The organism is Corynebacterium antarcticum, assembly GCF_016595285.2.
Classification (GTDB): Bacteria; Actinomycetota; Actinomycetes; order Mycobacteriales; family Mycobacteriaceae; genus Corynebacterium; species Corynebacterium antarcticum.
Genome location: NZ_JAENIP020000001.1, coordinates 218,113 through 232,832 on the forward strand (window position 1 = coordinate 218,113; position 14,720 = coordinate 232,832).

A 14,720-nucleotide genomic window follows, 5' to 3' on the forward strand; every position below is an offset into this window, starting at 1 on the left:
TTAACCTTCCGTCGGGGTGCTGCTGGTGGACATGAGCTCGACGAAACGGTCGAACAGGGGGTTGGCGTCGTGGGGGCCGGCCGCGGCCTCAGGGTGGTACTGCACGGAGTACGCCAGTCCGTTGGTGAGTGCGACACCCTCGACGACGTCGTCGTTGAGGCAGGTGTGGGTGACCTTCGCGGGTCCGAAGTCGGTGTCGAACTCGACGCCCGCTTCACCCTTGAGCGCGAAGCCGTGGTTCTGGGCGGTGATCTCGACGGTGCCGGTGGAGTGGTCGAGCACAGGGACGTTGATGCCGCGGTGACCGAACTTGAGCTTGTAGGTCTCCATCCCGAGTGCGCGGCCGAGGATCTGGTTTCCGAAGCAGATCCCGAAGAACGGGATCTTCGCCGCCAGGACATCCCGGACCGCGGCGACCATCTCGTCGGCGGTGGCCGGGTCCCCGGGTCCGTTGGAGACGAACACGCCGTCCGGCGAGTAGGAGGAGATGGTGTCGAAATCGGTTCCCGCGGGGACGACGACGGTGCGGATACCGCGGGCGGCGAAGTTGCGCGGGGTGTTGGTCTTGATGCCCATGTCGAAGGCGACGACGGTGAAGCGGTGCTCGCCGTCGGGTTCGACGGTGTAGGGCTCGGTGCAGCTGACCTCACCCGCGAGGTCTGCGCCGGCCATGGCGGGCTGCTCATTCACGATCCGGACGAGTTCGTCCGTGTCCCGCTGAGCGTCGGCTCCGCTGAATATGCCCGCGGACATGGATCCGTGGTTCCGGAGGTGCCGGACGAGTGCCCGGGTGTCCACACCACGGATGCCGACGATCCCCTGGTTGTCCATCTCCTCGGCGAGGGTCCGCTCGGCGCGCCAGTTGGAGACGCGGTGGGCGAGATCCCGGACGACGAGGCCCGCGACCCAGATCCGGTCACCACGGGATTCGCCGTCCTCGTCGTTCCACCCGGTGTTGCCGATCTGGGGGGCGGTCGCGACGACGATCTGACGGTGGTAAGACGGATCGGTCATCGTCTCCTGGTACCCGGTCATGCCGGTGGTGAACACCGCTTCACCGAGGGTGGTGCCGGTGGCACCGAAACCGAAGCCGCGGTAGGTTCGGCCGTCGGCGAGGACGAGAACTGCTGGGATGTCGGTCCGCTTGGTGTCGACGGAGTCGCTCACGGGGCCGCCTTTCGGGGGTCTGGGATGAGAATCAGTTTTATTCATTGGGCTGTATTGTATTCAATCTCTTCGTCGGGTGCGCCGGGCTCAGTTCCGGGGCGCGGCCGCGACGCCGTCTTCGCAGGTGACCCGACCACGGAGGATGGTCGCACGGACCCGCGCGGAGAACTCCCGCCCCTCATAGGGGGTGTTCTCCGCCTTCGACGCCATCTCGGCCCCCCGTGCGGTCCACCGGGAATCGGGATCGATGACGCAGAGGTTGGCGGGTCCACCCTCGGCGATCGGTCGACCGTGGCCAGGGAGCCGGGTGATCTCCGCCGGGCGCTCGCTCATCACCTTCGCCACCCAACGCCAGTCCGCGAGGCCGGTCTCCACGAACAGCTGGGCGATGATGGCCAGCGAAGTCTCGAGACCGAGCATGCCCGGTCGAGCGTTCTCGAACTCGCAGCACTTCTCCTCGGAGCCGTGGGGGGCGTGGTCGGTGGACACACAGTCGATGATCCCGTCGAGGAGGGCCTGCCGCAGGACGTGGGTGTCGCTGTCCTCGCGCAGCGGTGGGTTCACCCGGTACCGCCCGTCGTAGGAGGTGAGGAGCTCATCGGTCAGCAGAAGATGATGCGGCGTGACCTCGGAGGTCAGCGGAATGTCGTGCTCGCGGGCCCAGGTGAGCAGCTCGACCGTGCCCGCGGTCGACGCGTGGCAGATGTGCACCCGACCACCGTAGTCGCGGGCGAGCAGTGCATCCCGGATCACGATGGACTCCTCGGCGGCGCGGGGCCAGCCCCGGAGTCCGAGCTCGGCGGCGACCTCCCCCTCGTGGGCCACGGCTCCCAGCGTCAGACGGGGATCCTCGCAGTGCTGGGCCAGCAGCACTTCGGTGCCGCGGGCGTACTCGAGGGCCCGGCGCATGATCAGCGGATCGGAGACGCACACACCGTCGTCGGAGAACATCCGGACCTTTGCCGCGGAGTCGGCCATCATGCCGAACTCGGTGATCTCCTTACCCGAAAGCCCCTTGGTGATGGAGCCGACCGGATGGACGTCACACAGCCCGGTGTTCTGTCCCTTGAACCAGACCGACTCGGCGATGATCGGCTGGTCGGTCACCGGGGTCGTGTTCGCCATGGTGAAGACGGCCGTGAACCCCCCCTTCGCCGCCGCGGCGGAGCCGGTCGTGATCGTCTCGGTGTCCTCGCGACCGGGTTCCCGCAGATGCACGTGCATGTCGACGAGACCGGGCAGGAGCACGCCGCCGGCACCGTCGACGCGACGGTCGGCGGCGGTGTCGGACGCGGCGTCGAGTGAGGTGATCACGCCGTCGGTGACCAGTACGTTGACCGGATCGCCCTCACCGTAGGGGCGGACGTCGGTGATGAGAAGGGTGCCCGGCTCCGCAGGGGCGAGGGTTCCGGTGGCGGGCCGGTCGGAGGGATGTGGTGCAGTCATGGGAATCACGTGTCCTGGGAGTGTCTGAGAAGGGTTCGGGGTGGGGCTGGACATCAGCCGGCGAGGAGGGTGAACAGGACGGCCATCCGGAGGTGGACGCCGTTGGACACCTGCTGCAGCACGGCTGTCTGCGGCGCGTCGGCGACGCTGTAGTTGATCTCCATGCCGCGCAGCATCGGGCCGGGGTGCATGACGATGCAGTCCTTCTTCAGCCGGGCGAGCCGGTCCTTCGACAGCCCGTACCGGTTCGCGTACTCCCTGTGCGAGGGGAAGAAGCCGCCGAGCATACGTTCCTGCTGGACGCGGAGCATCATCACCGCATCGGCATCAACGATCTCGTCGTCCATGGACCACGCGGTTCGCACGGGCCAGTTCTCCACACCGGTGGGCAGGAGCGTCGGCGGCGCGACGAGCACGACCTCCGCGCCGAGGGTCGACAGCAGGTCGACGTTGGAGCGCACGACCCGGGAATGCAGGCAGTCACCAACCAGGACGACCTTCCGCCCCTCGACGGAGCCGAGCCGCTGGCGCATGGTGACGGCGTCGAGGAGCGCCTGTGTGGGGTGCTGGTGCGCGCCGTCGCCGGCGTTGATGACGCTCGGTCCGTCGCCACCGGGCGTGACCCACTGCGCGAGCTGCTGCGCGGCGCCCGAGGACGGGTGCCGGATGATGAGTGCATCGGCACCGACGGCCTTCAGGGTCAGTCCCGTGTCCTTCAGCGACTCCCCCTTCTTCACCGAGGACGATGAGGCGGAGATGTTGATGACGTCCGCGCTCATCCATTTGCCCGCGGTCTCGAACGACGAACGGGTGCGGGTCGAATTCTCGTAGAAGACGGTGAAGATGGTCCGGCCGCGGAGCGTCGGGAGTTTCTTCACCTCACGCCCCTCGAGTGCCTCCCGGAACCGGTCGGCCTCATCCATCAGACCGATGATCTGGTCACGGTCGAGGTCCTTGATACTGAGCAGATGCTTCATGGGGTATCCCTCACGCCCCGTCGGGGCGGGTCAGTACGACGGCGTCGCGGCCGTCGATGTCTTCGAGCAGGACGTCGACGTCCTCGGAACGGGCGGTCGGGATGTTCTTCCCGACGTAGTCGGCGCGGATGGGCAGCTGTCGGTGACCGCGATCCACCAGGACCGCCAACTGGATGACGTCGGGCCGCCCCAGGTCGCGCAGGGCGTCGAGTGCGGCGCGGATGGTGCGTCCGGAGTAGAGGACGTCATCGACGAGGATGACCGTCGCACCGTCGATTCCCCCGGCGGGTACGTCGGTGGGCTGCAGCGCCCGGTGCCCGCGCGAACGCAGGTCGTCCCGGTAGAGCGTGATGTCCAGCGAACCGCAGGAGATGTCCACCCCCGAAAACTCCGCGATCCTGCTCTTCAACCGCCGTGCGAGGGGCACTCCCCCGGAGGGGATCCCCAACAGAATGACGCGGCCCGACTCCGCCGAGTCAAGGGCCGTCTTCTCAATGATCTGGTGCGCGATGCGCGCGACCGTCCGGTTGACATCGTCCGCTGACAGCAGTTCCGTCTTCACCGGTTGATCGTGTCCGCTCATCGTGACCTCCTTTCCCGCCTCACGGTGCGGTTCCTTAAAGGATGCCTATGCTTGAACTACGATGATCACCCTAGCACCACCGGAACCGACGGGAAATTCTTCGCCGGAACCACCCATCCGGCGGTGGAACTGACGACGGGAGCGCCAGCATGAGCCTGACGACCAGCCACTTCGTGCCCTTCGACAGGGAGGACGTCTGGGACTGGCACACGCGTACCGGAGCGGTCGTGCGCCTGTCTCCCCCGTTCGCCCCCATGACCCCGGTCCGGGAGGCCAGCCGTCTCTCCGACGGGACGACCGTGTTCAGCCTCCCCGCCGGCCTGAAGTGGGTCGCCCGGCACGACCTCTCGGGGTACCGCCGGGGCCACCGGTTCACGGATGTCTGCGTGTCGGCGCCACTACGGGCCCTGGCCAACTGGCGACACGTGCACACCTTCGCCGACGCGCCCGGCGGGACCGTCATCACGGACGAGGTCACCACCCGTGTCCCCGGTTCCACGTTGACCGGATTGTTCGCCTACCGCCAGCACCAGTTGTTCGAGGACCTGAAGTTCCTGGCGCGACTGTCCGCCCACACCCCCGGGGACCTGCGGGACGACGACGGAAATCCCCGTCGGCTGACCATCGCGGTCACCGGCTCCGGAGGTACCGTCGGCCGCGCCCTGTGCGCACAGCTCGGCACCGCGGGGCACACCGTCATCAGGCTCCGGAGGGGAAACGTGGACGATCGGGAGGACACGCGCGCGTGGAATCCCTCCGATCCCGACCCCGATCTGCTGCGTGGGGTCGACGTCCTCGTCCACCTCGCGGGCGAACCGTTGCTCGGCCGATTCACCGAGGGCCACAAGCGCTCGATCCGGGAGTCGAGGACGGCGCCGACGAGGTACCTCGCCGAACTCGTCGCAGCCTCCCCCACCTGCCGCACGATGATCTGCGCCTCGGCCATCGGTTTCTACGGCCACGACCGCGGCGACGAGGTCCTCACCGACGTGTCCGCTCCGGGAGAAGGATTCCTCGCCGAGGTGTGCCGGGACTGGGAGCGGGCGTGCCAACCCGCCACCGACGCCGGGAAACGGGTCGCCAACATCCGGACCGGCATCGTGCTCGCCGGCACGGGCGGGGTGCTCCCCCTGCTGAAGATGCTGTTCTCGGCGGGACTCGGTGGAAAGTTCGGTGACGGGTCGATCTGGTTCAGCTGGATCTCCATCGACGACCTCACGGACATCTACTGCCGCGCGATCGTCGACCCCGCACTCAGCGGCCCGATCAACGCCACGGCCCCCAACCCCGTCCGCAACGCGGAGATGACCGAGGCGCTGGCCAGCGAGCTCAACCGACCGGCGTTCCTCCAGATACCGACCCTCGGGCCGAAGCTCCTCCTCGGCAGTGAGGGTGCCGAGCAGATCGCCCTCGCCAACCAACGGGTCGCCCCCACGATCCTCGAATCGCTGGAACACACATTCCGGCATCCGACGATCGACGTCGCGCTCGCCCACGAGCTCGGCGGCGAGGAACTGCTCGGTTCCACGGGGACCGCCCCGTGACCCGACCCGGTGTCCGGTCGGACCGTGTGAGCGGCAGGGCCCTCATCCCCGGTATCATTGGCCACACACGTGCGGCATCTCCACGCCGCCCCCATTCAGTGACACGAGGAGCTCTGCGCCACCGTGACCGACAATGACGACATTGACGACAATGAGAACGTCCCCACCCCGGTCAATCTGGACCGGGTCACCGAGATCCTGGATTCCCAGGACCTGAAATGGCTGTGGGACGAGGACTCGCCCGACATCCTCCGCACCGGCTTCCCCAACGCCGCCTTCGCCTTCTTCATCCGCGAGGACAAGATCCTCGCGGATGCCGTGTGGCGGGGCGCCCCCGCCCGGGAGCGCGCCCCGGAGATGCTCGCGGCGGTCAACGAATGGAACCTGACCCAGATCACCCCGATCCTGCATTTCTCGGAATCCCCGGACGGGACCCTGTCGGTGCACGCGCACCGGCGCCTCCTGGCCACTGAGGGAGCGACCCGGAATCAGGTCGGGGCGTTCACGATGTCCACCCTCGAGCTCACCGTGAACTGCTTCGAGTGGCTCGGTTCGCAGTTCCCCGATCTCGTCACCTGGCAGGAGCACAACCATGAGTAACGACGCCGAGAACACCGTCAACCCGTCCGCCGGAGACACCGCAGCGGTGGGCCCCGTCACCTTCGATGATGTCCGCGGCGTCATGCGGGGTTTCGGTGTCGAACTCGCCATGGCCGAGGAACCGACCATCGGTGGGGCCAACCTCAACGGCACGCAGGTGACCTTCGCCATCATCGGTGGCGGAGTTCTCCTCATCCGCGCGGATGTACCGACCGGTGGTGATCCGACAGCGGGTGATCCGACGCTGTTCCTCGCCGCCAACAGGTTCAACGCCCTGAGCTTCGACGTCAAGGCGACCGTCGTCGACCGGACCGAGGAGCTCATTCTCCGGACCGAGAGTGAGACCCTCCTCGCGGCTGGTATGACCGCACCGCAGCTCACCGCAGCGGTACGCTCCGGCGTCGACGTCGTTCTCGCGGCGCAGAGCGCGTTGACCGAGATCGCCGATTCCATCCGCGAGAGCGTCCGCGACGAGCCGTCCACCGACGCCTGACCACCCGGCCCCCGATCCCCTCCGAAGGCCCGATACCGTGAACCCCATCCTCGAGACCGCCTCCCGCGTCCTCACCTCAGACGGACACGTCGTGCAGCACGGCGAAGACCGCCTCACGATCGAGACCGACACGTGGGTCCTCACCTTCACGGTCTCGGACGGCGATTCCCTGATCGCCTCTGGCATGCGGAAACGCCTCACCACGATGGAGGATTCCGGCGCCGTCGTCGACCTGGTCCAGGCGTGGTACACGCACGGCCGGGACATACCGTCCGCCGGCTACAACACCGACATCGCCCCCGGACACATCGTCCTCGTGTCGTCCGCCGCGCTCATGTGCGCCGACCGCATCGGCGCGGAGACGGTCGCCGACTTCACCCGTTACGCGTACGACGGAACATGCACCCTCATGGGGTACGCCGAGGAGGCGCTGCCCGGAGGCGTACCGGCTAAGCCCGCGTTCGACGTGATCCCGGCCTCGGAATCGGCCCCCGGTAACGGACCCGTGGTCGATCCCCCGCATCTCCACGCCGTGTTGTCCGGCCTCGAGGCGACGGCCGTCGGGGTGACCCACGGAACCGCCCGCCGTGGCCCGGTACCGTGCACCATCACCGCCGCGGATCATTCCCCCTGGTACAGGATCGAGGGTCGGTGGCCGACGGGACTGCCCGTCGACGACCCGAACCTGCTGACGATGACCCTGCACATCTGCAACGAGTTCACCGTCTCCGCGGCAGGCCCCGTCATCGACTTCGTCGCGTCCCGTGGCCAGATAGTCCTCAAGGCGACCGCCCTGGTCTTCTGCCCCCGCGAACTCGACGACGCGGTTCTGGCGGAGACCCTCGACCGGAAGCTGCGCTGGATGCAGGCCGGCCTGCACCACGTCTCGGATCGACTGCAGGCCCCCGCCGTGTGTCCCCTCCCCTGAGGATCAGCTCTCCGCGAGACGCCGTTTCTCCTCCGCCACGTCGAAATCGGGTTCGGGCCACTCCAGGTCCATGGACCGGAGCGCATCCAGCAGGAGATACTTCACCACCATCCGCGCGTAGGGTTTGTCGTCCCCCGGCACGCAGTACCAGGGGGCGAAATCCGTGGACGTGCGGCGCAGGGCGATCTCGTACGCCTCCTGGTACTCCTCCCAGTGGCCGCGCTCGGTGACATCGCCCGGGTTGTACTTCCAGTGCTTGTCGGCGCGTTCCAGTCGTTCCTCGAGGTTCTCCCGCTGGAACTCTGGGCTGATGTGCAGCATGACCTTCACGATCCGGACACCGGATTCAGCGAGCTCCCGCTCGAAATCCACGATCGCACCGTAGCGTCGCTCGATCTCGTCCGCCGGCGACAGCCCGTGGACACGGTGAATGAGCACATCCTCGTAGTGGGAGCGGTCGAAGACGCCGATACGTCCGGGACGGGGCAGCTTCTTCCGGATCCGCCAGAGGAAGTCGTGTGCGAGCTCCTCCTCGGTCGGCTTCCCGAAGGCGGCCAGGTCCACGCCCTGCGGGTCGACGATCCCGAGCACGTGTCGGACCACACCGCCCTTGCCCGCGGTGTCCATGCCCTGGAGGACGAGGAGGACCGCCCCGGCACCGTCACCGTGCACCCGTCCGTTGGCGTAGAGCATCTCCTGGAGCTCCGCGAGCTCGTCGTCGATCTCGGAGAACTCCTTCTTCAGTTTGCCCTTGTCCCCCTTGAAGTTCGGGGTGGATCCGGGATCGACGTCCGCGATGACGAAGTCCTTCCCGACCCGGAGTTCCTTCGCGTCTTCCGTACTGAAATTTGCCATGTCGTCATGGTAGCCGCAACAACGGAGATACCCCGGCACCCGTCATCGGGTATCCGGGGAATCAATTCACCATTCGCGGTGTCAGCGGGCCGTGTCGGACCCTTCCGGAACCGGGTTGACCGCACCACCGGCGTCCGTGACCGGGAATTCGGCCTCGCCCCCGGACCGGTAACCGGGATCGTCCTCGTCATCCGTCGGGTCACCGGCGTCGAGGAAGTCCGGCGCCTCGGGCTCCGGTTCCCCGGCACGCAGCGAGTCGAGGTTGCCGGCCACCGAGTCGAGCACCGCGTTGACGTAGGCCTGTGCGGTGTCGGAGGAGTAGTCTCCGGTGAGCCGGACGGCCTCATCGATGGCGGCCACGGGCGGGACGTCCGGGTTGAAGAGCAGCTCCCAGACCGCGACCCGCAGGATCGCCCGTTCGACGGCCGGCAGCCGCCCGAACGTCCAGTCTTCGACCAGGTACCTCGAGATCGTCTCATCGACGCGGTCCAGCTCGTAGGCCGTGCCCTCGACGATCGTCCGGGTGTAGTCCGCGACCGGAGCGACGTCGGGCTGCGGCAGGCGGGACAGTTCCACCCGGTCCTCGACGATCGCGACGGGGTCGACGTCGCGGGCCTCCGCCTCGAAGAGGATGTCCACGGCGCGGCGACGCGCGCGGAAACGGGCACCGCGACGCTTGTGGGGCGGACGCCTTCCGGCGTCCGCTCGGTTGTCTTTGTCAGTCACAGCTGGATCGGCCCCCGGCGATCAGTTGTTGACGCGGGAGAGGTAGGAGCCGTTGCGGGTGTCCACCTTGAGGACGTTGCCGGTCTCGATGAACAGCGGGACCTGGATCTCGGCTCCGCTCTCGAGCGTCGCGGGCTTGGTGCCACCGGTGGAGCGGTCGCCCTGCAGGCCCGGGTCGGTGTGCTCGACCTTGAGCTCGACGGCGATCGGCAGCTCCACGAAGAGCGGCTCGCCTTCGTGGAAGGAAACCTGGACGGTCATGTTCTCGAGGAGGAACTTCGCACCGTCACCCATGAGATGGTCGCCGACCTCGATCTGCTCGAAGGTCTTGGCGTCCATGAGCACGTAGGAGGTGCCGTCATGGTAGAGGTAGGTCATGTCGCGGCGGTCGACCGTCGCCGTCTCGACCTTGACGCCGGCGTTGAAGGTCTTGTCCACAACCTTGCCCGAGACGACGTCCTTGAGCTTGGTCCGCACGAAAGCGGGGCCCTTGCCCGGCTTGACGTGCTGGAACTCGACGATCTGCTGCAGCTTGTTGTCGATCTTGAGCACAAGACCGTTCTTGAAGTCGGCGGTGGTTGCCACTCGTTGCTCTCCCTCGGATGTTGCGGTGCGGGAACGCACCCGGTGGATCCGGGCTTCCCACTGGTACGGCGTATCAGCTTACATCACGCCCCGGATCAGATCACCCGCAGGTCCTTCGGCAGTCGGGTGATCACTTCCGGCGAGCCTGCGGTGATGATGAGCGTGTCCTCGATCCGCACTCCGCCACGACCCGGGACGTAGACCCCGGGTTCGATGGTCAGGGTCATGCCCTCACGGAGTTCGCCCGACCCTGTGAGAGACGCCATCGGCGGTTCATGGACGTCGAGCCCGATCCCGTGACCCGTCGAGTGCACGAAGTGGTCGCCGTAACCGGCCGCCGCGATGATGTCCCGGCAGGCGGCGTCCACGTCGCGCAGCGGTGTCCCCGGGGTGGCGGCCTCCACGCCCGCGGTCTGGGCACGGTGCACGAGGTTGTAGATCTCCTCCGTGAACTCGGTGGTGTGCCCCATGACGTAGGTGCGGGTGCAGTCCGAGTTGAATCCGCGGTCGTGCGCACCGAAGTCGATCGTCACGAGATCCCCGGCCTCGATGACCCGGTCACCGGCGCCGTGATGGGGTTTGGCCGAGTTCGGCCCGGAGGCGACGATCGTGTCGAAGCTGACGCGCTCGGCCCCGAGCATCCGCATGCGGTACTCGAGATCGGCCGCTACCTGACGTTCCGTCCGTCCGACAGCGAGTTCCCCGGCGTCCAGCACCTGCGCGAGGGCCGTCGACGCGAGCTCCGCGACGCCGGTGAGACGCTCGAGCTCCAGCTGGTCCTTGATCAGCCGGAGATCCTCGATGAGACCGGTCACGGGGACGAGCTGGACGTCCTCACCACAGGCGTCGGACAGCCGGTCGAGCTGCGCCACCGTGACATGCGAGGCCTCGAAACCGACCCGCCGCGGACCGGTGACCTCACGGAGGAGCTCGACCCCGACATCCCGCGCCTTCAGGCACTCGATGTCCGGGACCTCCTCCGCGATCTGTGTGGTGTAGCGGCCGTCCGTCGCGATCCGCGCGGAGAGGTCCTTCGACAGCAGCAATGCACCGTTCGACCCGGAGAACCCGGACAGGTAGCGCACGTGGGTCAGATGGGTGACGAGTATCGAGTCGATGCGTCGCCCGGCCATCTCCGCGGCGAGTGCGCGCCGTCGGTTCGAGAATCGGGTATCAGCGAAAAAAGCCACAATGTCACCGTGCCTAACATGGTTGCGGGGTCGGCGGCCGTCCCGGCTGGACAACCTGGGGCAGGTACCGACACGACGTTCTTTGAACATAGGTTAACCCTTGTGCCCGTTCCCGGGCGCCGGGGGCGGGCGCCCGTTGTTAACGGGGGTGCCGCGCCGCGGACCCGGGCGCCCTCGATTCCCGGGCGGGAGAACCGGGGTGACCCTCCGTGGCCGAGCCCGCACCGGCAGCCTCCCGGTCACGGGAGAACGTTCACCGCGCTACATGGCCAGCTTCCGGAGCGCGAAGGAGTATCCGTCCGTACCCAGTCCGGCGATCACCCCACGCGCGATCGGGGAGAGATAGGAGTGGCCCCGGAATGCTTCGCGGGCGTGCACGTTCGAGATGTGGACCTCGATGAAACCGGCGTCGTCGGCGACCTCGGCGAGTGCGTCACGCAGCGCCACCGAGGTATGGGTCAAGCCTCCGGGGTTGATGATGACCGGATTTCCGGCGTCGGCCGATTCGTGTATCCAGTCGATCAACTGCCCCTCCCAGTTCGACTGCCGGCACCGTACCGTGACGCCGAGTTCATCCGCCAGGGCGGTGAGCTGCCTCTCCACGTCCCCGAGGGTCGTCGAACCGTAGATCTCCGGCTGGCGTTTCCCCAACCGGTCGAGGTTGGGACCGTTGTAGACGTCTATGGTGCGCATGGAGACGATCCTAGCCACTGATCGCAGCGTACGCGGCACGGAGACTGTCCGTCGACGGCCCCTCCAGCCGGATCGTGGAGCCGACGTCCGTGAGCGCGACGAAGCGGATGTGGCCGTCGCGGTTCTTCTTGTCCCGGGTCATTCCGGCGTAGAGCTCGTCGAAGCATCCGGGGACGTAGGTGGTGGGCAGCCCCACGGATGAGAGGATGCGGCGGTGCCTGTCCACCAGGTCGGTGTCGATGTGCCCCAGTTCGCGGCTCAGTTCGGCGATGAACATCATGCCGACGGCCACGGCGCGCCCGTGCCGCCAGGCGAAGTGCTCACGCAGCTCGACGGCGTGGCCGAAGGTGTGCCCGTAGTTGAGGATCTCCCGCAGCCCGGCCTCCTGGAGGTCCTCAGACACGACCCGTGCCTTCACGGCGACCGACCGGGCGATGAGTTCGGGCAGGTGCCCGTCGGCCCGCAGGCACGCCTCCGGATCCGACTCGTACCGGGCGAGGATCTCGGGGTCCGCGATGAACCCGGTCTTTATGATCTCCGCACTTCCGGCGACGATTTCGTCCGCGGGAAGAGTCCCCAGGCGCTCGAGATCGATGAACACCGCCGCCGGCTCATGGAAGCAGCCGACGAGGTTCTTCCCCGCGGCCGTGTTGATCCCCGTCTTTCCGCCGACCGCGGCGTCGACCATCGCGAGCAGCGTCGTCGGGACCTGGATGACCGCCACGCCACGCATCCAGGTGGCGGCGATGAATCCCGCGAGATCGGTGGCCGCACCACCGCCCAGCCCGATGACGACGTCCCGACGTCCGAGCCCCGCGCGGCCGAGTGCGTCCCAGCATTCGCCTGCGCTCTCCAGGGTCTTCCCCGACTCGGCGTCCGGTATGACGTGCCGGACGACCTCGAGTCCGGCGTTCGAGAGGGCCTCCGTCAGTCCCTCCGCCACTGCGCTGAGAGCCTCCTGGTGGAGGATGGCGGCTTTCCGTGCGCCGGGCGAACCGGCGGCGAACTCCGCGACCGCTCCGTCCAGACCGTGTCCGATCCGGACGGTGTACGGGGCGGGGCCGGTGACGGCGATGGTCGATTCAAAAGATCCGGAGGTACTCACTGTGGTGCCTTTCGCGCTGGATACGTGAGGTTGCGGGTGGGGGGTGCCTAGACCTCGGAGTCGAGGTAGCCCAGAACGTCGGCGACCACCTGCTGAGGGGTACGTTCGTCGGTTCGGGCGCGGAAGCTCGCCACCTCACGGTAGAATTCACGGCGGCCGTCGAGGAGTTCCGTGTAGCGCGCGAGGGCGTCGTCGCCGTCGAGCACCGGACGGTTCCCGCCCGCCGTGCGGCGAACCCCCTCCTCCGCTGACACGTCGAGCCAGATGACCTCGTGCTGGTCTAGCAGTTCCCTGGTCGAGCGTGTGACCACCGCGCCGCCGCCCAGGCTGACCACCCCGTTGTGGTCCAGGGCTTCCGCCACGATGCGGGCCTCGAGTTCACGGAAGGACTCCTCGCCCAGGTCCGCGTAGATGTCACCGCAGGGTTTCCCCTGCTCCTGCTCCATCATCTGATCGGTGTCGATGACCGTCGTATTCAGCGCACTGGCCAGTCTGCGACCGATGGTGGATTTCCCGGCGCCGGGCGGACCGACGAGTACGACACGGGGTTTGGACATCAGTTATCGAACTCCAGACGCTCGGCGACACGGTACAGGTAGCTGGTGATGTTACGGGAGGTCTCACCGAGGCTGTCGCCCCCGAACTTGGCGAGAACAGCGCGGGCGAGGACTAGCGCGACCATCGCCTCAGCGACGACGCCCGCCGCCGGGACCGCGCAGACGTCACTGCGCTGGTGGATGGCACTGGCGGCCGCCCCGCTCGTCATGTCCACGGTCTTCAACGCGCGTGGAACGGTGGAGATGGGTTTCATCGCGGCCCGGACCACGAGGGTCTGTCCGTTGGTCATTCCGCCCTCCAGCCCACCGGCCCTGTTCGTGGTCCGGGTGACACCGTCGTCGGTCCGGATCATCTCGTCGTGCGCGGCGGAACCGCGGCGGCGCGCTTCGGCGAATCCGTCCCCGATCTCCACGCCCTTGATGGCCTGGATCCCCATGAGAGCCGCGGCGAGCTGAGCGTCGAGGCGGTCCTCCCCGGAGATGTGGCTCCCCAATCCGACGGGTAGCCCGTGGACCACGACCTCGACGACGCCACCGAGGGTGTCGCCGGCCTTCTTGGCGGCCTCGATCTCGGCGATCATCGATTCCTCGGCCTCGGCGTTGAAGGCACGCACCGGTGACTCGTCGATCGCGTCGAGGTCACTGAACGCCGGAACCGGTGCGCCGTCGACGACCTTCGAGTCACCGATGGAGATGACGTGAGAGAGCACCTCCACGCCGAGTGTCTCGCGGAGGAAGTTCCGTGCCAGGGTCGCAGCGGCGACCCTGGACGCGGTTTCCCGGGCGGAGGCGCGCTCGAGAACGGGCCGTGCCTCGTCGAAGTCGTACTTGAGCATTCCCGCGAAGTCCGCGTGCCCGGGACGGGGTCGGGTCAGTTTCGCCCCACGCCCGGAGTCCATCGCACGTGCGACCTCCTCGTCGTCGAGGTCGACCGGGTCGGCGGACATGATCGTCGTCCACTTCGGCCACTCGGTGTTTCCGATCATGATCGCCACCGGACCACCGATCGTCTGCCCGTGGCGGACGCCGGTGAGCATCGTCACCTCATCGGCCTCGAACTTCATCCGGGCCCCGCGACCGTAGCCCAGTCGACGGCGGGCGAGTTGGGTGGAGATCTGATCAGTCGTCAGTGGAACCCCCGCGGGCATGTGCTCCACCAGTGCGATGAGAGCCTGACCGTGGGATTCCCCTGCTGTAGTCCATCGAAGCATGCGCTCATTCTTCCATGCGATCAGTTCACCGGAACACCAGGGTCCCCGAAACGCCCCCGG

At 67.4% G+C, this 14,720-nt stretch carries 16 protein-coding genes; 4 read left to right on the forward strand and 12 right to left on the reverse strand.

What is annotated here, in order from left to right; genetic code table 11:
* The 4 genes from carA to pyrR all read right to left on the reverse strand — a co-directional run bounded on the left by carA (position 1) and on the right by pyrR (position 4,173).
* Positions 1–1,167: a glutamine-hydrolyzing carbamoyl-phosphate synthase small subunit gene (gene carA / locus JIM95_RS00920; RefSeq protein WP_248702926.1), complete on the reverse strand. Its 1,167-nt coding sequence runs from the start codon at positions 1,165–1,167 to the stop codon at positions 1–3.
* Positions 1,168–1,254: 87 nt separating this feature from the next.
* Positions 1,255–2,613, reverse strand: coding sequence for a dihydroorotase (locus JIM95_RS00925; RefSeq protein WP_200257647.1), 1,359 nt, complete (start codon positions 2,611–2,613; stop codon positions 1,255–1,257).
* Positions 2,614–2,666: 53 nt separating this feature from the next.
* Positions 2,667–3,590 carry an aspartate carbamoyltransferase catalytic subunit gene (locus JIM95_RS00930; RefSeq protein ID WP_200257648.1) on the reverse strand — a complete coding sequence of 308 codons (924 nt, stop codon included), beginning with the start codon at positions 3,588–3,590 and terminating at the stop codon, positions 2,667–2,669.
* A 10-nt stretch (positions 3,591–3,600) separates the two neighbouring features.
* Entirely contained in the window at positions 3,601–4,173 is a 573-nt protein-coding gene (pyrR, locus tag JIM95_RS00935; RefSeq protein WP_200257649.1) for a bifunctional pyr operon transcriptional regulator/uracil phosphoribosyltransferase PyrR, read from the reverse strand.
* 149 nt (positions 4,174–4,322) lie between these two features.
* Between pyrR and JIM95_RS00940 the strand changes: the two genes are divergently transcribed.
* The 4 genes from JIM95_RS00940 (at position 4,323) to JIM95_RS00955 (ending at position 7,738) form a co-directional block, all read left to right on the forward strand.
* A complete protein-coding gene (locus JIM95_RS00940; protein ID WP_200257650.1) occupies positions 4,323–5,717 on the forward strand; it encodes a TIGR01777 family oxidoreductase in 1,395 nt (464 codons plus the stop codon).
* Positions 5,718–5,840: 123 nt separating this feature from the next.
* The gene (locus tag JIM95_RS00945; RefSeq protein ID WP_200257652.1) at positions 5,841–6,317 is read left to right on the forward strand and encodes a YbjN domain-containing protein; all 477 of its coding nucleotides are present in this window, start codon (positions 5,841–5,843) and stop codon (positions 6,315–6,317) included.
* Complete coding sequence (locus JIM95_RS00950; RefSeq protein WP_200257654.1) at positions 6,310–6,810, forward strand: YbjN domain-containing protein; 501 nt, start codon at positions 6,310–6,312, stop codon at positions 6,808–6,810. The genes JIM95_RS00945 and JIM95_RS00950 overlap by 8 nt, the downstream gene beginning before the upstream one ends.
* 37 nt (positions 6,811–6,847) lie before the next feature.
* A complete protein-coding gene (locus tag JIM95_RS00955; RefSeq protein WP_200257656.1) occupies positions 6,848–7,738 on the forward strand; it encodes a hypothetical protein in 891 nt (296 codons plus the stop codon).
* A 3-nt stretch (positions 7,739–7,741) separates the two neighbouring features.
* On the opposite strand, the gene JIM95_RS00960 is transcribed toward JIM95_RS00955, so the two are convergent.
* From JIM95_RS00960 to aroC, 8 genes are all read right to left on the reverse strand, one after another.
* On the reverse strand, positions 7,742–8,593 hold the full coding sequence (locus tag JIM95_RS00960; RefSeq protein ID WP_200257658.1) for a PPK2 family polyphosphate kinase: 852 nt from the start codon (positions 8,591–8,593) through the stop codon (positions 7,742–7,744).
* Positions 8,594–8,674: 81 nt separating this feature from the next.
* Complete coding sequence (nusB, locus tag JIM95_RS00965; RefSeq protein WP_200257660.1) at positions 8,675–9,319, reverse strand: transcription antitermination factor NusB; 645 nt, start codon at positions 9,317–9,319, stop codon at positions 8,675–8,677.
* A 21-nt stretch (positions 9,320–9,340) separates the two neighbouring features.
* A complete protein-coding gene (efp, locus tag JIM95_RS00970; RefSeq protein WP_198735991.1) occupies positions 9,341–9,904 on the reverse strand; it encodes an elongation factor P in 564 nt (187 codons plus the stop codon).
* A 95-nt stretch (positions 9,905–9,999) separates the two neighbouring features.
* Complete coding sequence (locus JIM95_RS00975) at positions 10,000–11,094, reverse strand: M24 family metallopeptidase (RefSeq protein WP_267164556.1); 1,095 nt, start codon at positions 11,092–11,094, stop codon at positions 10,000–10,002.
* A 261-nt stretch (positions 11,095–11,355) separates the two neighbouring features.
* The gene (aroQ, locus tag JIM95_RS00980) at positions 11,356–11,787 is read right to left on the reverse strand and encodes a type II 3-dehydroquinate dehydratase (RefSeq protein ID WP_200257792.1); all 432 of its coding nucleotides are present in this window, start codon (positions 11,785–11,787) and stop codon (positions 11,356–11,358) included.
* A 10-nt stretch (positions 11,788–11,797) separates the two neighbouring features.
* Positions 11,798–12,892: a 3-dehydroquinate synthase gene (aroB, locus tag JIM95_RS00985; protein WP_200257667.1), complete on the reverse strand. Its 1,095-nt coding sequence runs from the start codon at positions 12,890–12,892 to the stop codon at positions 11,798–11,800.
* Between the two features lie 47 nt (positions 12,893–12,939).
* Positions 12,940–13,449 carry a shikimate kinase gene (locus tag JIM95_RS00990; RefSeq protein ID WP_200257669.1) on the reverse strand — a complete coding sequence of 170 codons (510 nt, stop codon included), beginning with the start codon at positions 13,447–13,449 and terminating at the stop codon, positions 12,940–12,942.
* On the reverse strand, positions 13,449–14,660 hold the full coding sequence (gene aroC / locus JIM95_RS00995) for a chorismate synthase (RefSeq protein ID WP_200257671.1): 1,212 nt from the start codon (positions 14,658–14,660) through the stop codon (positions 13,449–13,451). Before aroC ends, JIM95_RS00990 begins: the two co-directional genes overlap by 1 nt.
* Positions 14,661–14,720: the final 60 nt, after the last annotated feature.